The organism is Shinella agrisoli (genome assembly GCF_046557955.1).
Lineage (GTDB): Bacteria > Pseudomonadota > Alphaproteobacteria > Rhizobiales > Rhizobiaceae > Shinella.
In genome coordinates this window covers 1-19633 of sequence record NZ_JBJIEP010000035.1, presented here as the reverse complement: position 1 = coordinate 19633, position 19633 = coordinate 1, and the positions used below count along the sequence as shown (strand labels likewise).

Genomic DNA, 19633 nt, shown 5'->3' with positions numbered 1-19633 from the left:
TGCTGAGATCCTGCGCGCCTGGGGCAACGGGATCCGACCGGATCCCGACCTCACCGTCTCGGAATGGGCGGACCGGCACCGGATGTTGGCGTCCCGCGCTTCGGCCGAACCGGGGCGCTACCGCACGATGCGAACGCCCTACATGCGGGAGATCATGGACCGGCTGTCGCCCGGCAACGCGGCGCAACGGGTCGTGTTCATGAAGGCCGCACAGGTCGGGGCGACGGAAGCCGGCAACAACTGGATCGGCTTCGTGATCCACCAGGCGCCAGGCCCCATGCTCGCGGTCCAGCCGACCGTGGAACTGGCCAAGCGCAACTCGCGCCAGCGGATCGACCCGCTGATCGACGAGAGCCCGGAGCTGCGGGAGCGGGTCAAACCGGCCCGATCCCGCGACGCCGGCAACACGATGCTGTCCAAGGAATTCGCGGGCGGCATCCTGATCATGACGGGCGCGAACTCGGCGGTCGGGCTGCGCTCGACCCCGGCGCGCTACATCTTCCTCGATGAGGTCGATGCCTATCCGGCCTCGGCTGACGAGGAAGGCGACCCGGTGACCCTGGCCGAGGCGCGCTCATTGACCTTCGCCCATCGGCGCAAGGTGTTCCTGGTCTCGACGCCGACGATCCGGGGGCTCAGCCGCATCGAGCGCGAGTTCGAGGCGTCCGACCAGCGGCGCTACTTCGTGCCGTGCCCGCATTGCGGGGCGATGCAGTGGCTGAAGTTCGAGCGGCTGCGCTGGCAGAAGGGGCGGCCAGAGACGGCGGAATACATCTGCGAAGGCTGCGACAGAGCCGTCGCGGAACACCACAAGACGGCGATGCTGGAGGGCGGCGAATGGCGGGCGACCGCCACGGCCGCCGATCCGACCACGGTCGGGTATCACCTCTCGGCGCTCTATTCGCCGATCGGCTGGCTGAGCTGGGAGCGGATCGTGCGGGCATGGGACGCGGCACAGGGGTCGGACGAGGCGATCAAGGCGTTCCGCAACACCATCCTCGGCGAGACATGGGTCGAAACCGGCGAGGCGCCGGACTGGCAGCGGCTCTACGATCGCCGCGAGGCGTGGCGGCCAGGCATGGTGCCAGCGGGCGGGCTGTTCCTGACGGCGGGCGCGGATGTCCAGAAGGACCGCATCGAGGTCGATGTCTGGGCCTGGGGCCGAGGACTGGAGAGCTGGCTCGTCGATCACGTGCGTGTAGAGGGCGGGCCGGACCGGCATGACGCTTGGGACCAGTTGACGGCACTCCTCGACCGGTCGTGGCCGCATGAAAACGGTGCGCACCTTCGGATCGCGCGGCTCGCCATCGACACGGGCTACGAAGCCCCGGCCGTCTACGCCTGGTCGCGCAAAGTCGGCTTCGCACAGGTCGCGCCAGTCAAGGGGCTCGAAGGCTTCAATCGCTCCAGCCCGGTCTCCGGCCCCACATTCGTGGATGCAACCGAGGGCGGGAAGCGCCTGCGTCGCGGCGCCCGGCTCTGGACGGTGGCCGTCTCGACCTTCAAGGCCGAAACCTACCGCTTCCTGCGGCTGGAGCGCCCGACAGCCGAGGAACGTGCCGAGGGCGCGGCGTTCCCGCCCGGCACGATCCACCTGCCGACATGGGTCGAGAGCGAGTGGCTGAAGCAGGTCGTGGCTGAACAGCTTGTGACGGTGCGCACGAAGCGCGGCTTCGCGAAGCTTGAATGGCAGAAGCTGCGCGAGCGCAACGAGGCACTCGATTGCCGGGTCTACGCCCGCGCGGCTGCCTGGATCGCGGGCGCCGACCGCTGGCCCGTAGAGAAATGGCGCGACCTCGAGGACCAGCTCGGGGCGACGCCCACCGATAGCGATCCCGCCGGGCAGATCCACCGGCCGGGACAGGCACCCCAAGGCAAGCGCCGTTCCGACTGGATCGGGCGGCGGGAAGGATGGTTCTGAAATGACCGACTGGACCGAAGCCGAGCTCTCGGCACTGCGCCGGGCCTATGCCAGCGGCACGACCCGCGTCAGCTATGACGGCAAGTCGGTGGATTACGGCTCGGCGGAGGATCTGCTCGCCCGCATCCGCACCATCGAACGCGCGATTGCCAGTGTGGGGCGGCCGCTTCCGATCGCCGGACTCGCGGGCTTCTCGCGCGGGGATCGCTGATGGCGGCGAACTGGTTCGACCGCGCCATCGCTTCGGTCGCCCCTCGGGCCGCCGCGCGGCGTGTCCTGGCGCGACAGGCTTTCGAGACGCTCGCGCGCGGCTACGAGGGCGCCGCGCGAGGACGCCGCACGGAGGGCTGGCGTGCACCAGGATCCTCGGCTGACACCGAGATCGGCGTGGCCGGGGCGCTCTTGCGCGACCGCATGCGCGACCTCGTCCGCAACAACCCGCATGCGGCCAAGGCGGTGGCGGTGCTGGTGAACAACATCATTGGCGCGGGCATCATGCCGCGTGCCGCCAGTGGGGACGAGGCGCTGGACCGCCGCGTCGACGCGCTGTTCGAGCGCTGGACGGCGGAGTGCGACGCCGACGGCCAGCTCGACTTCTACGGGCTTCAGACGCTGATCTGCCGTGAGATGGTCGAGGCCGGCGAAGTGCTGGTGCGCCGCCGCCTGCGTCGCGCCGTGGATGGCTTTGCCGTCCCGCTGCAATTGCAGGTGCTGGAGGCCGACTTCCTCGACGCCACCAAATCCGGCGCGCTCGGTGCGGGACGGCTGGTGCAGGGGATCGAGTTCGATCCGCTCGGCAAGCGCAGGGCCTACTGGCTCCACGCCGAGCATCCCGGCGACGTCTTCGGCGCATTGCAGAACAGCCTGCAGAGCCGGCCGGTCCCGGCGAGCGAAATCGCGCATGTCTATGAGAAGCAGCGCACGCAGGCGCGCGGCGTTCCCTGGGGCGCGCCGGTCATCCGCGCCCTTCGTGATCTCGACGATTATGAAGTGGCCGAGATCGTGCGCAAGAAGACCGAGGCTTGCGTCACCGCCATCGTCTTCGGGGATGACGAGGCGCAGCAGGGCATCGCGCCCGCCGTGGTCGACGCCGATGGCAACCGGGTTGAGCAGTTCGAACCGGGCCTCATCGCATACGCACGCGGCGGAAAGGACATCCGCTTCAACCAGCCGGCCGCCACCGGCGGCTATGGCGAATACAAGCGCGCGAGCCTGCATACGATCTCGGCCGGGTTCCGGGTGCCGTACGAACTGCTGACGGGCGATCTCAGCCAGGTGAACTACTCCTCCATCCGAGCGGGGCTCGTCGAGTTCCGTCGGATGATCGACGCTGTCCAGTGGCAGCTCTTCATTCCGATGCTCTGCACCCCGGTCTGGCGCTGGTTCACCGAGGCCGCATGGGCCGCGGGACAGATCCCGACGCCGGACGTGCCGGTCGAATGGTCACCGCCCAAGTTCGAGGCGGTCGATCCGCAGAAGGACGCAATGGCGAACCTTCTGGCGATCCGCTCGGGAACGATGACACTGGCCGAGGTCATCGCCCGGCAGGGCCGCAATCCCGACGCCGTGCTGGCGGAGATCGCCGCGACCAACGCCAAGCTCGACGCTCTCGGGCTTGTGCTCGACAGCGACCCCCGCCGCGTAACCAAGACCGGCAGCGCGCAAGCGAGCGACCCGGCAACCGATCCGGAACCCGACCCGGGGCAGCCGGACACCGCCCAACAGGACTGACTTCATGGACACGATGATCGAACTGCCGGCACTTCGCCGGTCGGCGGAGCTTGCGCCGAACACCGTCGACAACGACGCACGCACCGTCGAGGTGATCTGGTCGGCGGGCGCGCGCGTCCGGCGGGCGAGCTTCTTCGGCGAGCCCTACGACGAGGAACTCAGCCTCGACCCTGCCCATGTGCGCCTCGACCGGCTGAATGCGGGCGCGCCGTTCCTGAAGGTGCATGAGATCGACACACTCGACGCCGTCATCGGCTCGGTGGTGCCCGGCTCGGCGCGGATCGAGAACGGGCGCGGCATCGCCCTGGTGCGGATCAGCGAGCGGGCCGATGTCGAGCCGATCTGGCGCGACATCCAGGCCGGGCACATCCGGGCGGTCTCCATCGGTTATCAGGTCCACCGGTTCGACATCTCTAAGCCCGATGGCTGTCGCGAGCTCTGGCGGGCGGTTGACTGGACTCCGTTCGAGATCTCGGCCGTGCCGGTCGGCGCCGATCCTGCCGCGGGCTTCCGCGCCAAGGGCGAACACCACGATTGCGTCCTCCATCGCCGGGACGCCCCCACTGAGCAAGGAGCATCCCCGATGACGGAGAAGACCCAGACTCCGGCCCCGACTGAAGAGGTCGTGGCCGACCCGACAAGCGAAACGGCAGCGACCGAGGAGACCACCATGACCGACGAAAAGACCGGCGCGGCCGAGGCGCAGGCCCATGCCACCGACACGCGCAGCCAGCCCGGGCCCTCGAACCAAAGGTCCGCGCCAGCGAAACCGGAAGCGCCCGACACCGAGGCTGTCGCGACCCGCGCCCGCGAGGCGGAGCGCGACCGCGTCTCGACCATCTACGATCTGGTGGGCCGTTTGAACCTCGAGCGCAGCTTCGCCGAGGATCTGGTGAAGCGCGGTGTCGGTGTCGACGAAGCTCGCCGCCTGATCGTCGATCAGGTCGTCGCGAAGTCGGACGAAACCCGGACCTTCGGCCAGGTGTCGGTCCCGCTCGGCGGGCGCGACGAGCGCATCACCCGCCGCGACGCGGTGGCGAACGCGCTGCTGCACCGCTACAGCCCGACGCTCTTCCCGCTGGAGGACGCAGCGCGTCAGTATCGCGGCATGACGCTCTTGGAACTCGCCCGCGAAAGCCTCGGCAATGTCGGAGTCAATACCCGCGGCCTGTCGCGCGACGAGGTTGCGACCCGCGCCCTGCATTCGACCTCGGACTTCCCCGAGATCCTCGCCGCCGTCACCAACAAGACCCTGCGGCAGGCCTACGAGGCCTATCCCCGGACCTTCTCACTCTTCTGCCGCCAGGTGCTCGCCACCGACTTCAAGGCGATGCACCGGGTGCAGCTCGGTGAAGCGCCGCAACTGCTGGAAGTCGGCGAGAGCGGCGAGTTCAAGCGCGGGACGCTGGGCGAGAGCAAGGAGAGCTACAAGGTCAAGACCTATGGCCGGGTGGTCGCGATCACCCGCCAGACGCTGATCAACGACGATCTCGACGCTTTCACGCGCATCCCGGCGATGTACGGCAACTCCATCGCCCAGCTGGAAAGCGATGTCGTCTGGGGGATCATTACCGCGAACCCGGCGATGGCCGATGGCACGGCGCTGTTCCACGCCAACCACAAGAACCTCGCAGGCACCGGTGCGGCGCTGGATGTGAGCAGCGTCGGTGCGGCACGCGCCGCCATGGCGAAGCAGACCGGGCTCGACAAGAAGACGGTGCTGAACATCCGTCCCGCCTTCCTGATCGTGCCCGCCGCGCTGGAATTGAAGGCCGAGCAGCTGGTCGCCCAGAACCTCGTGCCCGCCCAGAGCGGGAATGTCGTGCCGCAGTCGATCCGCACGCTGGCACCGATCAGCGAGCCCCGGCTCGATGCCGCCAGCGAAACCGCCTGGTATCTGGCGGCGAGCCCGAACCAGATCGACACCATCGAATACGCCTATCTCGAGGGCCAGCAGGGCGCTTACATCGAGACGCGCAACGGCTTCGACGTCGACGGGGTCGAGATCAAGTGTCGCCTCGACTTCGGCGCCAAGGCCATCGACTGGCGCGGCCTCTACAAGAACCCGGGCGCATAACGCCCCCATCCCGAACCCTGACATCCGGGCGGTCCTGACGGGCCGCCCGTTTCCGTTTCCGCGAAAGGAACCCCGCCGTGAAAAATTACGTCCAGCCCGGCAACACCATCACCCTGACCGCGCCCTATGCGGTCACCTCCGGCGACGGCCTGCTCGTCGGCTCGATCTTCGGCATCGCGGCTGGCGCCGCCGCCAGTGGCGAACCCGTCGAGGCCGCGCTCGTCGGCGTCTTCGACCTGACGAAGGTGGGCAGCCAGGCCTGGTCCGTCGGCGCAAAGGTCTATTGGGACGATACCAACAAGCGCACCACGACCGTCTCGACCGACAACACGCTCATCGGTGTTGCCGTCGAGGCCGTGGCGAGCGGCGCGAGCGACACCATCGGCAGGGTGCGCCTGAACGCGAGCTTCTGATGAGTGCTTTCGTCGCCGCGCTCAGTGCGCTCTTCGCCGATCCGAACATCGGTCGGGATGCTGTCTACATCGTTGACGGCGGCGTGCCCGTTCCGGTGCGCATCGTCGCCCGACGGGCCGATACGATTACCGACTTCGGTGATGCGCGGCTCTGGTCGGAAACGACGCGGGTCGACCTGCGCGTGACGGAAGTAGCCGAGCCCCGGCCTGGCGATCGCATCGAGATTGGTGGCGATACCTTCCTCATTCAGGGTGAACCCGTCCGCGACCGCGAGCGGCTCGTCTGGACAGTGGACCTGAGGCCCGCATGAGGTTCGGCGTCAACATCGTCGGCGATATCGTCCGCCTGATGGAAGCAGAGGTGAAGGCCGGGGAGAAGGCCGTCACCACGGCGATGCGCGACGCCGGGACCGGCCTCAAGACCGCCTGGCGCGCGCAGATCACCGGCGCGGGTCTCGGAGCACAGCTTGCCCGCACCATCCGGTCGGAGCAGTTCCCGAAAGGCAGGACCAGCCTCAATGCGGCGGCACTGGTCTGGTCGAAGGCGCCGGTGATCGTCGGCGCGCACGACACCGGCCCGCTGATCCGCTCGAAGAACGGGTTCTGGCTGGCGATCCCGACGCCTGCGGCGGGCAAGTCCCTGCGCGGCGGGCGGATCACTCCCGATGAATGGGAACGTCGCACCGGCTTGCGCCTGCGCTTCGTCTATCGCCGGATGGGTCCGAGCCTGCTGGTCGCCGAGGGGCGACTGAACAAGAAGGGCCGTGCCGTGGCATCACGGTCGAAGACCGGCCGGGGGCTGACCACCGTTCCGATCTTCCTGCTGGTCCCGCAGGTGAGACTGCCGAAGCGGCTGGACCTCGAGCGGGATGCGGAGCGGGTGCGTGATGCGGTGCCGGGGCTGATCGTGGCAAACTGGGTGGAGCCCGGCTCCTGACAGCAGGAGGTCGACATTCAGGGACTATTGGCATATATTGCCAACATCCTTGATGGAGACCGTGGATGGCCACCCGAAACGTCGTTCTGACCGAAACCCAATCCGCTCTGGTCGACCGCCTGGTCGCCTCCGGGCGCTATCAGAATGCCTCGGAAGCCATGCGGGCCGGCCTGCGGCTGCTCGAACGCGAGGAAGCCGAGCTTGGCGCGTTGCGCGACCGGCTGACGACCGGGCTGGAACAGGCCCGGCGCGGCGATCTGGCCGAGGGGAGCGGCGAGGAGGCTATCCGACGTGCCTTTGCTTCGGCGCGCCAATCGTCCTGATGCCGAAGCCTTGGCGCCTGACGCGACAGGCTGAAACCTCACTTGTCGACATCGCGAACTGGACCCTCGAGACCTTCGGCCCTCGACAGGCGGCGGCCTATGAGGATGACCTGATCGCCCGCTGTGTGGAGATCGCGGTCGGTACGGCTTTGTCGCAGGACTGTCGCCGGATCATTGATCCGGATCTGCCCGAGGATCTGCGCTTTGCGCGCTGCGGCCAGCATTTCGTCATCTTCGTCGAGGACGCCGAGCAGGTGATCATCGTCGATTTCCTGCATGCTCGCTCGGACCTGCCGCGACGGCTGGCCGACCTCACGGATCCGAAACCCGACAGGGATCACTGAAGCCGGGCTGATCCCGGACAACCGGGATCGCCATGCCCTCTACTCGTGAAGTCATCCTCGCCGCGCTGCACACGCGGCTTTCGGCGCTGCCGGCCACTACCCTGCGCGGTGATGTCCTGCCGGAACGTGTGCCGGCAGCCGGGCTGTTGATCCTGCGCGACGGCGAACCCGGCGAGCCCGAGGTGACGCTCTCGCCCCTGCGCTACCACTACCAGCACCGGGCCGAAATCGAAGCCGTGGTGCAGGGCGCGAGCCGGGATACCGCCTTCGACACGCTCTGCACCAGCATCGGCGCGGCGCTCGCGGCCGACCGCACGCTCGGCGGTCTCTGCGACTGGGTCGAGGCAGAAGCCCCGCAGTCCGTCGATCTGCCGGTGGACGGCGCAGCCAGCGTAAAGGCGGCCGTCATTCCGGTCATTCTACATTACTCCGTTTCGGACCCTCTTGGCTGACACCACCGTCAATGCGGGTGCTGCGTTCGGAGGAACGACAGTCCACTGGACTGTCGTCTGATCCGCCTCACTCCACGGCCGACCCGCTCGGCTGAACCCCTTCGAAAAGGAGACCGACATGGCACGCGCCCAAGGGGCGCGGGCGCGAATGGCGCTCGCGTTCGAGACGACCTATGGCACGCCGCCCGGTAGCGGCTACACGAGGATGCCCTTTGCCAGCGCCACGCTCGGGGCAGAACAGCCGCTCCTGAACTCGGAGCTTCTGGGCTACGGCCGCGATCCTCTTGCGCCCATCAAGGATGCGGTGACCGCCGATGGCGATGTGGTGGTGCCGATCGATGCCGAGGCCTTTGGCTTCTGGCTGAAGGCGGCCTTCGGCGCGCCCACCACCACCGGAAGCTCTCCCGGTCCATATACCCATACGTTCCAGTCCGGCAGCTGGACGCTGCCCAGCATGGCGATCGAAACCGCCATGCCCGAGGTGCCGCGATACGCCATGTATTCCGGCGTGGTGCTGGACCAGCTCAGCTGGCAGATGCAGCGGTCGGGCCTGCTCACTGCCACCGCGCGGCTGGTCGCGCAGGGCGAGACGGTCGCCACGAGCAGCGGCGCAGGAACGCCGGCCGAACTCGACCTTATCCGTTTCGGGCATTTCAACGGCTCGATCAAACGCAACGGCACGGCGCTCGGCAACGTGATCTCGACCGAGATCACCTATGCCAACAATCTCGACCGGATCGAAACCATCCGCGCCGACGGCATGATCGACGGCGCCGATCCCTCGATCGCCGCGCTCACCGGCCGCACCGAGGTGCGCTTCGCAGACAGCACGCTCGTCAGTCAGGCGATCAGCGGCACGCCCTGCGAACTGGAATTCGCCTACGGCCTGACCTCGGGCCAGAGCTTCACCTTCACCGTCCACGCCGTCTATCTGCCGCGCCCGCGGATCGAGATTTCCGGCCCGCAGGGCGTGCAAGCCAGCTTCGACTGGCAGGCCGCGCGCGACGCAGTGTTGGGGCGGATGTGTACCGCCGTTCTCGTCAACGACATCGAAAGCTACTGACCATGATCCGTCTCGACCTTTCCAGCGCGCCGAAATGGCTCGATCTCGGAGCTGGCCTGCGCCTGCATGTCCTGCCCGTCACCACCGCGATCATGGTCGCCGCACGCAACGACCCGGTTGTCGAGGCGCTGCCCGAAGGGGCGAGCAAGGAAGAACAGGCGCTTGTCATGGCCAAGGCGGTTGCCCGCCGCGTGGTCACCGGCTGGCAAGGTGTCGGTGATGCCGATGGCAATCCCGTTCCCGTCACACCGGAAGGGATCGACGCGCTTCTGGACATCTGGCCGGTGTTCGAGGCCTTCCAGACCCGCTGCCTCGCACCGCACTTGATGCTGGATGCGGAAAAAAACGCCTCCGCGCCCTCGCAGACTGGCACTTCGGTGGGGGCGAAAGCTACTGCGCGGCCTGCCAAGGCCCGTGCCCGGACTGCCCGGCGCGGGTGAACCATCCGGAAACTCCGGAAGGTTGGCAGGTCTGGGATCTGGCACAGCGCCTGACCGGGCAGCTTCGCATCGCGACCGGCATGGGCGGGACCATGGTGCTCGGTTGGGACATGACGGCCGCTCTCGCCATGGCGCAGGCGCTTGGCATCGATCCGCTGATCGCCGCCGAATGCCTGCCCGAGATCGAGGCGGTGATGGTCCGCAAGTTCAACGAGCAGATGGCGGCCGGAGATCGGCCAGGCCCGGACGATCAGATCCGATCCGTCCGGTCCCGGTAACCCATCCTCGACGCGCACTTCGCGATGCCGGCCAGCTGGCCCCGCTCCGGCACCGGCATCAGCAGAATGCCAGTCCCCTTCGGGATGAGGGCAAGGAGCTGACCGGCCTTCCATCCCCGGGCCGCCCGGACCGTCGAGGGGATCATGATCTGGAACTTCGGGGACAGGACGGCGGTCTCGGACATGGCCCGAGTCTTCCTCGTTCGATGCCTCAGCGCAAGGCGAACGCCGCCACCCTTTCGGAAACGATAACCCATGGCCCAGAAACGCGTCTCCGTCCGCCTCGTCGCCGAAGGTGGCCGGCAGGTGAAGGCCGAGTTTGCTGGCGTAGGCGATGCGGGCGAGAACAGTTTCAGGCGGATCGAGCGGCAGGCCGACATCACCGGAGCGGTGGTGCGCCGGGTCATGGGCGTCCTCGGCGCGGCGATCAGCACGCGCCAGCTCATCGCCTATGCCGACCAGTGGACCGACCTGCGCTCGCGTGTCGATCTCGCCACCGGCTCGCAGGAAACGGGCGCGGCCGTCATGGACCGGCTCGCCGCCATGGCGCGCCGGACCTATTCGAGCCTCGGCCAGACCACGGAGTCCTGGCTCGCCAATGCCACGGCGCTACGCGAACTGGGGCTGACGACGGCGGAGTCGCTGGATTTCACCGAGGCGTTGAACAACGCCATGGTCGTCTCGGGCGCGCGGGCCGAGCGCGCGGCCTCGGTGCAGAACGCGCTGTCGAAGGCCATGGCTCTCGGCACGCTCAGCGGAGACAACCTCAATACCGTGATCCAGAGCGGCGGGCGGCTCGCGGAGCTGCTGGCGTCCGAGCTTGGCACCACCGTCTCGGGCCTGCGCACCCTCGGTCAGCAGGGGGCGATTACCGGCGATGTCATCCGCACGGCGCTGATCGGCAATCTCGAGCTGCTGCGCGAGGAAGCCGACAGCATGCCGGCGACCATCGGCGATGCCTTCACGCTGATCGGCAACGCCGCCCTGCAACTGGTCGGGACCTGGGATCAGATGGCGGGCGCTACCTCGACGGTGGCCGAAGGGCTGATCCTTCTTGCCGACAACCTCGAGAGGCTCGCGGCCATCGGCATCGCCTTCGCCGGCTTCATGGCCGGACGCTGGGTCGCGGCGTTCGTTGCTGCCCGTGTCGCGACCTTCAGCCTGTCGGGTGCGCTGACGCTCCTGCGCGGCGCGATCATCCGCACCGGGATCGGCGCGTTGATCGTCGGTGCGGGCGAGCTGATCTACTGGTTCGGGCAGCTCGTGAAGGGCGCGGCCGGCTTCGGTTCGGCGCTCGAGTTGATGGGCAATGTTGCGCGCGCCGTCTGGGACGGGATCAAGGCCACGCTCGGCTCTTTCGTGGACGACTTCCGCGCCCTGCGCGCCGATATCGAGGCGATCTGGCTGCGGCTGATGGCCTTCCTGTCGAACAAATGGGCAGATTTCCTTGGCACCATCGGACCGACATTCAATGCGGTCGCCGAGACGATCGGTGCCGACGCGCGGATCGACTGGTTCGGGGCGCAGTCTTATGCCTCGATGCTCGATCACGCCGCCAGCAATGCCGGCGCGATGGCCGACCGCTACCGCCGGCGCGCGGCCGAGACCAGGGCCGGAGCCTTCGATGGTGTGGGCGCGGCTATGCAGGCGCTGCGCGATGCACTGAGCGGCGGGGACGCCGAGAACCCGCTGGACAAGGCCGCCACATCGGCGGACCGGGTGACGGCGGCTCTGAACGATGCCACGACCGCTGCCGGTCGTGCCGGAGCCGCCGGGCGCAGTGCCGGCGAGCAGACGAAGGCTGGGGCCGAGGCTGCCGCGACCGGATGGGCGGCAGTGAGCCAGACCCTGGCCGACTATGCCACGAAGGCGCGCGAGATCGGCGGCGACATCGGCAACGCCCTGGTCGGAGCGTTCCGCAGCGCCGAGAACGCGATCGGCGAGTTCGTGAAGACCGGCAAGCTGAAGTTCGGCGACCTGGTCACCTCGCTGATCGCCGATCTGGCGAAGCTCGCAGCCCGGCGTTTCATCCTCGGCCCGCTGGCAGGCGTGCTTTCCGGTGTTTTGGGCAATCTCGGCGGCGGGATCTTCGCCAACATCCTGCACGCCGGCGGCATGGTCGGTTCTGCGGGACCGGGCCGCATCGTGCCCGCGCACGCCTTCGCCAATGCCCCGCGCATGCATTCCGGGGGCTGGGCGGGGCTCAGGCCCGACGAAGTGCCTGCGATCCTGCAACGTGGCGAGCGGGTGCTCTCGCGGCGAGAGGCAGCAGGTTACGGCCCCACCGCCGCGCAGACCGTCAATGTCACGATCAATGCCCGCGATGCCGAGAGCTTCCGGCAGTCCCGCACGCAGATCGCGGCCGATATCGCCCGCGCGGTCTCGCTCGGCCGAAGGGGCATGTGAGGACTCGTCATGGCTTTCCACGAGGTCCGGTTCCCGGACGACATCAGCCGTGGTGCGCGCGGCGGACCGGAGCGGCGCACCCAGATCGTGGAACTGGCCTCGGGCGACGAGGAACGCAATGCCAGCTGGGCGAACTCGCGCCGCCGCTATGACGTAGCCTATGGCATCCGTCGTGCCGACGATCTCGCGGCAGTGGTCGCCTTCTTCGAGGCGCGAAACGGCCGCCTTCACGGCTTCCGCTTCAAGGACTGGGCCGACTTCAAGTCCTGCCTGCCATCGCAGGTGCCGGGCGCAACCGATCAGGTGATCGGCACCGGCGACGGCACGACGACGCAGTTCCAGCTGGTGAAGCGCTACTCCTCCGGCGCGCAGTCCTGGACGCGCAGCATTGCCAAGCCGGTCGCGGGCAGCGTGCGCGTTGCACTCGCGGGCGTCGAACAGATGTCGGGCTGGTCGGTCGATACCACGACCGGCCTCGTCACCTTCGGCTCCGCACCCGGTGCAGGCGTCGCCGTCACGGCGGGCTTCGCGTTCGACGTGCCCGTCCGCTTCGACACCGATGCGCTCGACGTCACCCTCGACCTCGAACGTCTCGGCTCGATCACCTCTATTCCGCTCCTGGAGATCCGCAGATGAACGACGAGACCCGGTTTCTCGCCGCGGTGCTGAAGGAACTCGCAACATCGACGGCGGTGATCCTGGCCGCCTGGGGTGCGCTCGGCGGGGCGACCAACGCACTGACCACGAGGATGCGCCTGCGCGATGCGCTGCGGCACATCCTGCTAGGCGGGTTGATCGCGGCTGGAATGGGCAGCCTTTCCATGGCGCTCGTCACCAGCTGGCTGGGCCTGCCGCCCGAGGCGATCCCGGCCGGGGGCGCAGCAGGTTCGGCGGCCTATCCCGTTGGCGTCTTCGGCCCCGCCTTCATCGAACTCGTCCTCGCCCGGCTACGTGGGGCGAAGAAAGGCGACGGCGATGCATGAGCTTCTCCGCCTCGCGCGCTTCATTCGCTGCGACCCCACCGCCCCGCGTCAGGCTTTCGCCCACCGCCTGCGCATCGGCCTCGCCGTCGCAGTTCTCATTCTGACCCTCTCGCTTCTGGGGTGATCCCATGCGCATGACCGACCGGGGCCTGCTGGCCCTCGTCCGGCACGAAGGACTCGTGCCCGGACCCTATCTCGATGTGAAACAGGTCTGGACCTTCGGCATCGGCCACACGGCCGCAGCCGGACCGCCCGATCCGTCCAGGATGCCCCGTGGCATGCCCGCCGATCTCGAGGCCGGCGTCCGCGAGGCGTTCAAGGTATTCCGGGCCGATCTGGCTGCCTACGAGGCAGCGGTGCGACGGGCCGTGATCGTGCCGCTCGAGCCGCACGAATTCGATGCGCTGGTCAGTTTCCACTACAACACCGGCGGCATCGCGAGAGCTGCGCTGACGAGACACCTGAACGCGGGCAACCGCGCGGCGGCAAGCGACGCCTTCATGGGCTGGCTCAAGCCCGCCGCGATCCGCCCCCGGCGCGAGGCCGAGCGCGACCTCTTCCGCCATGGACGTTACCCCACCGGGACCATTCCGGTCTGGGCGGTCGACCGCAATGGCCGAGTCGATTTCTCGCGAACCGTGCGGCGGCTGACCGAGGACGAGGCACTGGCGCTGCTGCGCCCGGAGGCGACGCCGGTTCGGACGGCCGCTGACCCCATGCCGGTCCCGGCCGTGCCCGCTGCGCCCACGCTGCTGTCTCGTCTCACTGCATTCCTCACCACTCTCATCGGAGGACGTCCATGAACTGGAATCTCGCACGCGGCCTCGTCTATCTGGCCTGCCTTGCCGCTTCCGGCCTCGCCATGGCCGGGCTGGCGGATTTCGACCTCGCAACCGGCACCCTCGATATCCGGCCCTTCAACCTCTACGCCCTGACCGGCGCGGGCGGCGGCGTGGTGTCTTCGCTTCTGGCATCCGTGGCGCTCCTGCGCGGCTGGGGGCGGAAGTGAAGTCCCTCCCGCCGGCATTTCAGGCCCATCTCGACGAAGGCGCGACGACGCTCGCCTGGTGCTGGCGGATCGTGCGTGCCGATGGCGTGAGTTTCGGCTTCACCGACCATGACCGGACGCTCGCCTTCGACGGCACCGACTTCGAACCCGAGAGCGGGCTGACGGCATCGGAGGTTCGCTCCGGCTCGGACCTATCCGTCGATGCTCAGGACGCCGAGGGCGTGCTGACCTCCGACCGGATCACCGAGACCGACATCCTCGACGGCCGCTGGGACAATGCCGAGGTCGAGGTCTGGCGGGTGAACTGGAACGATCCGGCGCAGCGCGTGCTGATGCGTCGCGGGGCGATCGGCCAGATCCGGCGGGGACGGCTCGCCTTCGTGGCAGAGGTCCGTTCGCTCGCGCATGTCCTCGGACAGACGGTCGGGCGGACGTTTCAGGCGACCTGCGACGCGGCGCTCGGTGACGTACGTTGCGGTGCCGATCTGGACGCATCGGCCTTCAGGGGAACGGGCGTCCTCATCGACCTCCTGCGCGACCGGGCGTTCACGGCTTCCGGCCTCGGCGGCTTTGCCGCGGGCTGGTTCACCTTCGGCACGGTCGAATGGACCAGCGGCGCCAATGCCGGGCGGCGGGCAGAGATCATCGCGCATGACCTGACCGATGGCATCGCCGTGCTGACGCTGCTCGAAGCGCCGGTGCGAGCCATCGCCGATAGCGACGCCTTCACCATCCGCGCGGGCTGCGACAAGCGCATGGAGACCTGTGGCGCGAAGTTCGCCAATGTCGCCAACTTCCGGGGATTTCCCCATATCCCCGGCCAGGATGCGGTTCTGCGCTATGCCACCAAGGACGGCGGGCATTCGGGGTCCGTGCTGTGATTGCCGCCGATCCAAAACTGGTGATCGCGACGGCGCGATCCTGGCTCGGCACGCCCTACCACGACCAGGCCAGCCTCCGGGGCGTCGGTTGCGACTGCCTCGGTCTCGCCCGGGGAGTCTGGCGCGAGGTCGTCGGTCGCGAGCCATTCCCGATTCCGCCCTACAGCCGGGACTGGGGCGAGACCGGGCCGCGCGAGGTGCTGGCAGAGGGCGCACGGCGCATGATGATCGAAGTGGAACCTGCGGCAGCCGAACCCGGCGCGCTGGTCCTCTTCCGGATGAAGCCCCGCGCCATCTCAAAGCATGTCGGGATCCTCACAGGGCCCGGCATCTTCCTCCACGCCTACGAGCGGCTCGGCGTGATCGAGGAGCCGCTCACCTCTGTCTGGCGGCGGCGCATCGCCTTCGCCTTCCTGTTCCCGCAACGCTGAGCATCTGCCATGGCCACCCTCGTTCTCGGCGTCGCCGGCGCCGCCATCGGCGGCAGCATCGGCGGCGCAATCCTCGGTGTCAGCGCCGCCACGATCGGCGGCTTCATCGGCTCCAGCATCGGTTCGGTCGTCGACAGCTGGATCATCTCTTCACTCGCGCCCACCCAGCGTATCGAAGGCGCACGTCTCGACACGCTGCGCATCACCTCATCGACGGAGGGCGCCGTCATCCCGCGCCTCTATGGCCGCATGCGGATGGGCGGCAACATCATCTGGGCGACCGATTTCCGCGAGGAGACCAGGACCACCACGCAGGGCGGTGGCAAGGGTGGCGGAGGCGGCAAGGTCAGGACCACGGAATATCTCTACTATGCGAGCTTCGCGGTCGCGCTCTGCGAGGGGCCGATCACCGGCATCGGCCGCATCTGGGCCGACGGCAAGCCGATGGACCTCTCCGGGGTCACCTGGCGCTGGTATCCGGGCGACGAGGTGCAGACTGCCGATCCCTTCATCGCGGCGAAGATGGGCGCGGCCAGCACCCCCGCCTATCGCGGCACGGCCTATGTCGTCTTCGAGGAACTGCCGCTCTCCAGCTATGGCAACCGCCTGCCGCAGCTCTCCTTCGAGCTGTTCCGGCCGCTCGCCGATCCCGACACCGCCGAAGGACTGACCCGCGCCGTCACGATGATCCCGGCATCGGGCGAGTTCACCTATGCCACGCAGGCCATCCGCAAGACGGATGGTGGTGCGACGCAGGCAGAGAACCTGAACGCGCTGCCGGATGCCACCGACATCGTGGTGGCGCTCGACCGGCTGCAGGCCATGGTCCCGGCGGTGGAGAGCGTCAGCCTCGTCGTCGCCTGGTTCGGCGACGATCTGCGCGCGGGATCCTGCAAGGTGCGGCCGGGTGTCGAGGTCTCCGCCAAATCGACCACGCCTCTGTCCTGGTCGGTCAACGGCGTCAGCCGCGCCAATGCCTTCCTCGTCAGCCGCGACGATCAGGATCGGCCGGTCTATGGCGGTACGCCGTCCGACTTCGCCGTCGTGCAGGCGATCCAGGAGATGAAGGCGCGAGGGCTGCGGGTCACCTTCTATCCCTTTATCCTGATGGACGTGCCGCCCGGCAACACGCTGCCGAACCCGTATTCCGACAACGCCACCGAGACCGGCCAGCCCGCATTCCCCTGGCGCGGCCGGATCACCTGTTCGCCCGCGGCGGGCTATGTCGGATCGGTCGACAAGACCGCGACGGCAGCCACGCAGGTTTCGGCGCTGTTCGGCACAGCCACGCCGGCGAATTTCAGCGTCTCGGGCCAGTCGGTCGTCTGGACCGGCCCATCGGGCGACTGGGGTCTGCGGCGGATGGTGCTGCACTACGCCCATCTCTGCGCGGCCGCAGGCGGGGTGGACGCCTTTCTGATCGGTACCGAGATGCCGGGGCTCACCACCATCCGCTCGGGCGCATCCACCTATCCGGCCGTGCAGGCCTATCGGGATCTGGCCGCCGATGTCCGGTCCATTCTCGGGGCTGGTACGAAGATCGGCTACGCCGCCGACTGGTCGGAGTATTTCGGGCACCAGCCGGCCGACGGCAGCGGCGATGTGTTCTTCCACCTCGATCCGCTCTGGGCCGATCCGGAGATCGATTTCGTCGGCATCGACAACTACATGCCGCTCTCCGACTGGCGGGACGGGTTCGAGCATCTCGACGCCGCCGAGGGCTGGCCCGCGATCTACGACCGGGCGTATCTGCAGGCGAACATCGCGGGCGGCGAAGGCTTCGACTGGTTCTACGCCAGCGCCGCCGATCAATCGGCGCAGATCCGCACCCCGATCACCGATGGCGCAGCGGGAAAGCCGTGGGTCTTCCGCTACAAGGATCTGCGCGCCTGGTGGTCGAACCAGCATTACAACCGCCCGGGCGGGGTGGAGAGCGCGACGCCGACGGCATGGGCGCCGCAATCGAAACCGATCCGGTTCACCGAGCTCGGCTGCCCCGCCATCGACCGGGGCACCAACCAGCCGAACGTGTTCTTCGATCCGAAGTCCTCCGAAAGCTTCACGCCGTATTTCTCGCGGGGCTGGCGCGACGATGCGATCCAGCGCGCCTATCTCGAGGCGAGCTATCTCTGGTGGGGCGAGGCTGCGAACAATCCGGTGTCCTCAGTCTATGGCGACCGGATGGTTCATGTCCCGGAATGCGCCGCCTGGACCTGGGATGCACGGCCCTATCCGTTCTTCCCGGAACTGACCGGCGTCTGGACCGACGGTCCGAACTGGCGGCTCGGCCACTGGCTGACCGGACGCCTTGGCGCGGTCTCGCTGGCCGCCCTCGTGCGGCACCTCTGCCTGCGGGCAGGCATGCCCGAGGATCGGATTGATGTCTCCGGGCTCTGGGGCGCGGTCGAGGGATATGTCATCGGCGCACTGGAAAGCCCACGCGCCTCCATCACCATGCTGTCGCGGCATTTTGGTTTCGACGCCGTGGAGACCGAAGGGATCATTCGTTTCGTGATGCGTGGCCGGGCGTCGGTCTTGACCATCGACCCCGATCACCTCGTAGCTACCCGCGAGGGTGACGTGCTGGAACTGATCCGCAGCCAGGAAACCGAGCTGCCGCAGGCGCTGAAGTGGCAGATCGCCCGCGCCGACGAGGATTACGACACCGCGCTAGTCGAGGCGCAGCGCATCACGGTCGACACGACGCGGATCACATCGGAGAGCTTTCCGATGGCGGTGCCGCCCGAAGAGGCGGAACGCCGCTGCCGTCGTGCGCTACTCGAGGCCTGGACCGGGCGCGAAAGCGCAGCCTTCCGCCTTCCACCCTCGCGGCTGGCTCTCGATCCCGCCGACGTGATCCGGCTCGCCCATGACGGGCGGGAGATCGAGTTCCGTCTCGTCTCCGTCGCAGATGCCGAGGCGCGCAGAGTGGAGGCGATCCGCCAGGACCGCGCGACCTACGATCTGCCGCCGGGCGATCCGCGTGCCGCCTCGCTGACGCGCCCGGTCGTGTTCGGAGCGCCCGACGCGATATTGATGGACCTGCCGCAACTGAGTGAGGATCAGCCTGCGCATCGTCCCTTCGTCGCAGCCCATGCCGTTCCATGGCCCGGCGAGATGGCGGTGTTCCGCAGCGGCTCGTCCGATGGCTTCGAGCTGCTGACCACCTTCGGCGGTCGGGCACGGATCGGCGTCCTGGTTTCGGATTTCTGGCCGGGACCGACCTCACGCTTCGATCTCGGCAACGTGCTGGTGGTAGACCTGCTTTCGGGCACGCTGGAGAGCGTCACCGATCTGGCGCTGTTCGGCGGCGCCAATGCACTCGCCGTCGAGAGCGCACCAGGCATCTGGGAAATCGTGCAGGCGGGTGCGGCCGAGTTGCTAGCGCCCGGCCGGTATCGTCTGACCCGGCTCTTGCGCGGGCAGCGCGGAACGGAAGGCGCCATGGGCAATCCGGCGCCCGCTGGCGCGCGGGTGGTGGTGCTGGACGAGAGCCTCGCATCGCTGCCGATCGCCGAAGCCGATCTCGGGCTTCCCTGGAACTGGCGCATCGGCCCGGCAAGCCGTCCGGCCAGCGACGAGACCTATCTTGCCACCACCTTCACGCCCGAGGGCGTGGGGCTCCGGCCGTTCTCGGTCGCTCATGTCGAGCAGCCATGGCGAAGACCCCGGACACCGGGCGATCTCACGATCCGCTGGACCCGCCGTTCACGATCCCTCTCGGCCGACAACTGGGGCGCCGGCGAGGTGCCGCTCGCCGAGGAGGTCGAAGCCTACGAGGTCGAGATCCTCGATGGCCCGGCCGTCAAGCGAACCTTGGCCGCCGCCAGCACCAGCGTGGTCTACACCGCCGCCCAGCAGTCCGCCGACTGGGGCGCGCCGCTCGGGTCTGGCGACACGCTGACCGTCCGCATCTTCCAGCTCTCCGCCCTGATCGGGCGGGG

The 19633-nt window shown here is 68.2% G+C and carries 23 protein-coding genes; 22 read left to right on the top strand and 1 reads right to left on the bottom strand.

Features of this window, described 5'->3' with window-relative positions:
• Positions 1-82: 82 nt before the first annotated feature.
• The 13 genes from ACIIOY_RS24855 to ACIIOY_RS24795 all read left to right on the top strand — a co-directional run bounded on the left by ACIIOY_RS24855 (position 83) and on the right by ACIIOY_RS24795 (position 9979).
• The gene (locus ACIIOY_RS24855; protein WP_411037364.1) at positions 83-1921 is read left to right on the top strand and encodes a phage terminase large subunit family protein; all 1839 of its coding nucleotides are present in this window, start codon (positions 83-85) and stop codon (positions 1919-1921) included.
• A 1-nt stretch (position 1922) separates the two neighbouring features.
• Positions 1923-2132: a phage head-tail joining protein gene (locus ACIIOY_RS24850; RefSeq protein WP_055460718.1), complete on the top strand. Its 210-nt coding sequence runs from the start codon at positions 1923-1925 to the stop codon at positions 2130-2132.
• Entirely contained in the window at positions 2132-3652 is a 1521-nt protein-coding gene (locus ACIIOY_RS24845; protein WP_411037363.1) for a phage portal protein, read from the top strand. The genes ACIIOY_RS24850 and ACIIOY_RS24845 overlap by 1 nt, the downstream gene beginning before the upstream one ends.
• A gap of 4 nt (positions 3653-3656) precedes the next feature.
• The gene (locus ACIIOY_RS24840) at positions 3657-5729 is read left to right on the top strand and encodes a prohead protease/major capsid protein fusion protein (RefSeq protein ID WP_411037362.1); all 2073 of its coding nucleotides are present in this window, start codon (positions 3657-3659) and stop codon (positions 5727-5729) included.
• A gap of 77 nt (positions 5730-5806) precedes the next feature.
• Entirely contained in the window at positions 5807-6142 is a 336-nt protein-coding gene (locus ACIIOY_RS24835; RefSeq protein WP_411037361.1) for a DUF2190 family protein, read from the top strand.
• Positions 6142-6453 carry a head-tail joining protein gene (locus ACIIOY_RS24830; protein ID WP_055456520.1) on the top strand — a complete coding sequence of 104 codons (312 nt, stop codon included), beginning with the start codon at positions 6142-6144 and terminating at the stop codon, positions 6451-6453. The genes ACIIOY_RS24835 and ACIIOY_RS24830 overlap by 1 nt, the downstream gene beginning before the upstream one ends.
• Positions 6450-7079 (top strand): DUF6441 family protein, encoded by a 630-nt coding sequence (locus tag ACIIOY_RS24825; protein ID WP_411037360.1) that lies wholly within the window; start codon positions 6450-6452, stop codon positions 7077-7079. Before ACIIOY_RS24830 ends, ACIIOY_RS24825 begins: the two co-directional genes overlap by 4 nt.
• Positions 7080-7144: 65 nt before the next feature.
• Positions 7145-7402, top strand: a complete 258-nt coding sequence (locus ACIIOY_RS24820; RefSeq protein ID WP_113439575.1) for a type II toxin-antitoxin system ParD family antitoxin — start codon at positions 7145-7147, stop codon at positions 7400-7402.
• Positions 7402-7746, top strand: coding sequence for a type II toxin-antitoxin system RelE/ParE family toxin (locus ACIIOY_RS24815; protein WP_411037359.1), 345 nt, complete (start codon positions 7402-7404; stop codon positions 7744-7746). The genes ACIIOY_RS24820 and ACIIOY_RS24815 overlap by 1 nt, the downstream gene beginning before the upstream one ends.
• Positions 7747-7778: 32 nt before the next feature.
• Positions 7779-8198 (top strand): hypothetical protein, encoded by a 420-nt coding sequence (locus ACIIOY_RS24810; RefSeq protein WP_411037358.1) that lies wholly within the window; start codon positions 7779-7781, stop codon positions 8196-8198.
• A 118-nt stretch (positions 8199-8316) separates the two neighbouring features.
• The gene (locus ACIIOY_RS24805; protein WP_411037357.1) at positions 8317-9261 is read left to right on the top strand and encodes a phage tail tube protein; all 945 of its coding nucleotides are present in this window, start codon (positions 8317-8319) and stop codon (positions 9259-9261) included.
• Between the two features lie 2 nt (positions 9262-9263).
• On the top strand, positions 9264-9701 hold the full coding sequence (locus ACIIOY_RS24800; protein ID WP_411037356.1) for a phage-derived protein YdaY family protein: 438 nt from the start codon (positions 9264-9266) through the stop codon (positions 9699-9701).
• Positions 9698-9979: a DUF7697 family protein gene (locus ACIIOY_RS24795; protein ID WP_411037355.1), complete on the top strand. Its 282-nt coding sequence runs from the start codon at positions 9698-9700 to the stop codon at positions 9977-9979. The genes ACIIOY_RS24800 and ACIIOY_RS24795 overlap by 4 nt, the downstream gene beginning before the upstream one ends.
• Here the strand turns inward: ACIIOY_RS24795 and ACIIOY_RS24790 are convergent.
• On the bottom strand, positions 9952-10164 hold the full coding sequence (locus tag ACIIOY_RS24790; protein WP_411037354.1) for an AbrB/MazE/SpoVT family DNA-binding domain-containing protein: 213 nt from the start codon (positions 10162-10164) through the stop codon (positions 9952-9954). The two genes, ACIIOY_RS24795 and ACIIOY_RS24790, sit on opposite strands and share 28 nt — an antisense overlap.
• 70 nt (positions 10165-10234) lie before the next feature.
• Here ACIIOY_RS24790 and ACIIOY_RS24785 point away from each other — a divergent pair, with 70 nt between their 5' ends.
• The 9 genes from ACIIOY_RS24785 to ACIIOY_RS24745 all read left to right on the top strand — a co-directional run.
• Positions 10235-12385: a tape measure protein gene (locus ACIIOY_RS24785; RefSeq protein ID WP_411037353.1), complete on the top strand. Its 2151-nt coding sequence runs from the start codon at positions 10235-10237 to the stop codon at positions 12383-12385.
• A 9-nt stretch (positions 12386-12394) separates the two neighbouring features.
• Complete coding sequence (locus ACIIOY_RS24780) at positions 12395-13021, top strand: phage distal tail protein, Rcc01695 family (RefSeq protein WP_411037352.1); 627 nt, start codon at positions 12395-12397, stop codon at positions 13019-13021.
• Positions 13018-13368, top strand: coding sequence for a hypothetical protein (locus tag ACIIOY_RS24775; protein ID WP_411037351.1), 351 nt, complete (start codon positions 13018-13020; stop codon positions 13366-13368). The genes ACIIOY_RS24780 and ACIIOY_RS24775 overlap by 4 nt, the downstream gene beginning before the upstream one ends.
• Positions 13361-13492: a hypothetical protein gene (locus tag ACIIOY_RS24770; protein WP_280960265.1), complete on the top strand. Its 132-nt coding sequence runs from the start codon at positions 13361-13363 to the stop codon at positions 13490-13492. Before ACIIOY_RS24775 ends, ACIIOY_RS24770 begins: the two co-directional genes overlap by 8 nt.
• Positions 13493-13496: 4 nt before the next feature.
• The gene (locus ACIIOY_RS24765; protein WP_411037350.1) at positions 13497-14171 is read left to right on the top strand and encodes a lysozyme; all 675 of its coding nucleotides are present in this window, start codon (positions 13497-13499) and stop codon (positions 14169-14171) included.
• Entirely contained in the window at positions 14168-14377 is a 210-nt protein-coding gene (locus ACIIOY_RS24760) for a hypothetical protein (RefSeq protein WP_113450927.1), read from the top strand. The genes ACIIOY_RS24765 and ACIIOY_RS24760 overlap by 4 nt, the downstream gene beginning before the upstream one ends.
• Positions 14374-15258, top strand: coding sequence for a phage/gene transfer agent baseplate hub protein (locus ACIIOY_RS24755; protein ID WP_411037349.1), 885 nt, complete (start codon positions 14374-14376; stop codon positions 15256-15258). The genes ACIIOY_RS24760 and ACIIOY_RS24755 overlap by 4 nt, the downstream gene beginning before the upstream one ends.
• The gene (locus ACIIOY_RS24750; RefSeq protein WP_411037348.1) at positions 15255-15689 is read left to right on the top strand and encodes an NlpC/P60 family protein; all 435 of its coding nucleotides are present in this window, start codon (positions 15255-15257) and stop codon (positions 15687-15689) included. Before ACIIOY_RS24755 ends, ACIIOY_RS24750 begins: the two co-directional genes overlap by 4 nt.
• A 9-nt stretch (positions 15690-15698) precedes the next feature.
• The coding region (locus tag ACIIOY_RS24745; RefSeq protein ID WP_411037347.1) for a baseplate multidomain protein megatron at positions 15699-19633 on the top strand (3935 nt) is incomplete at its 3' end.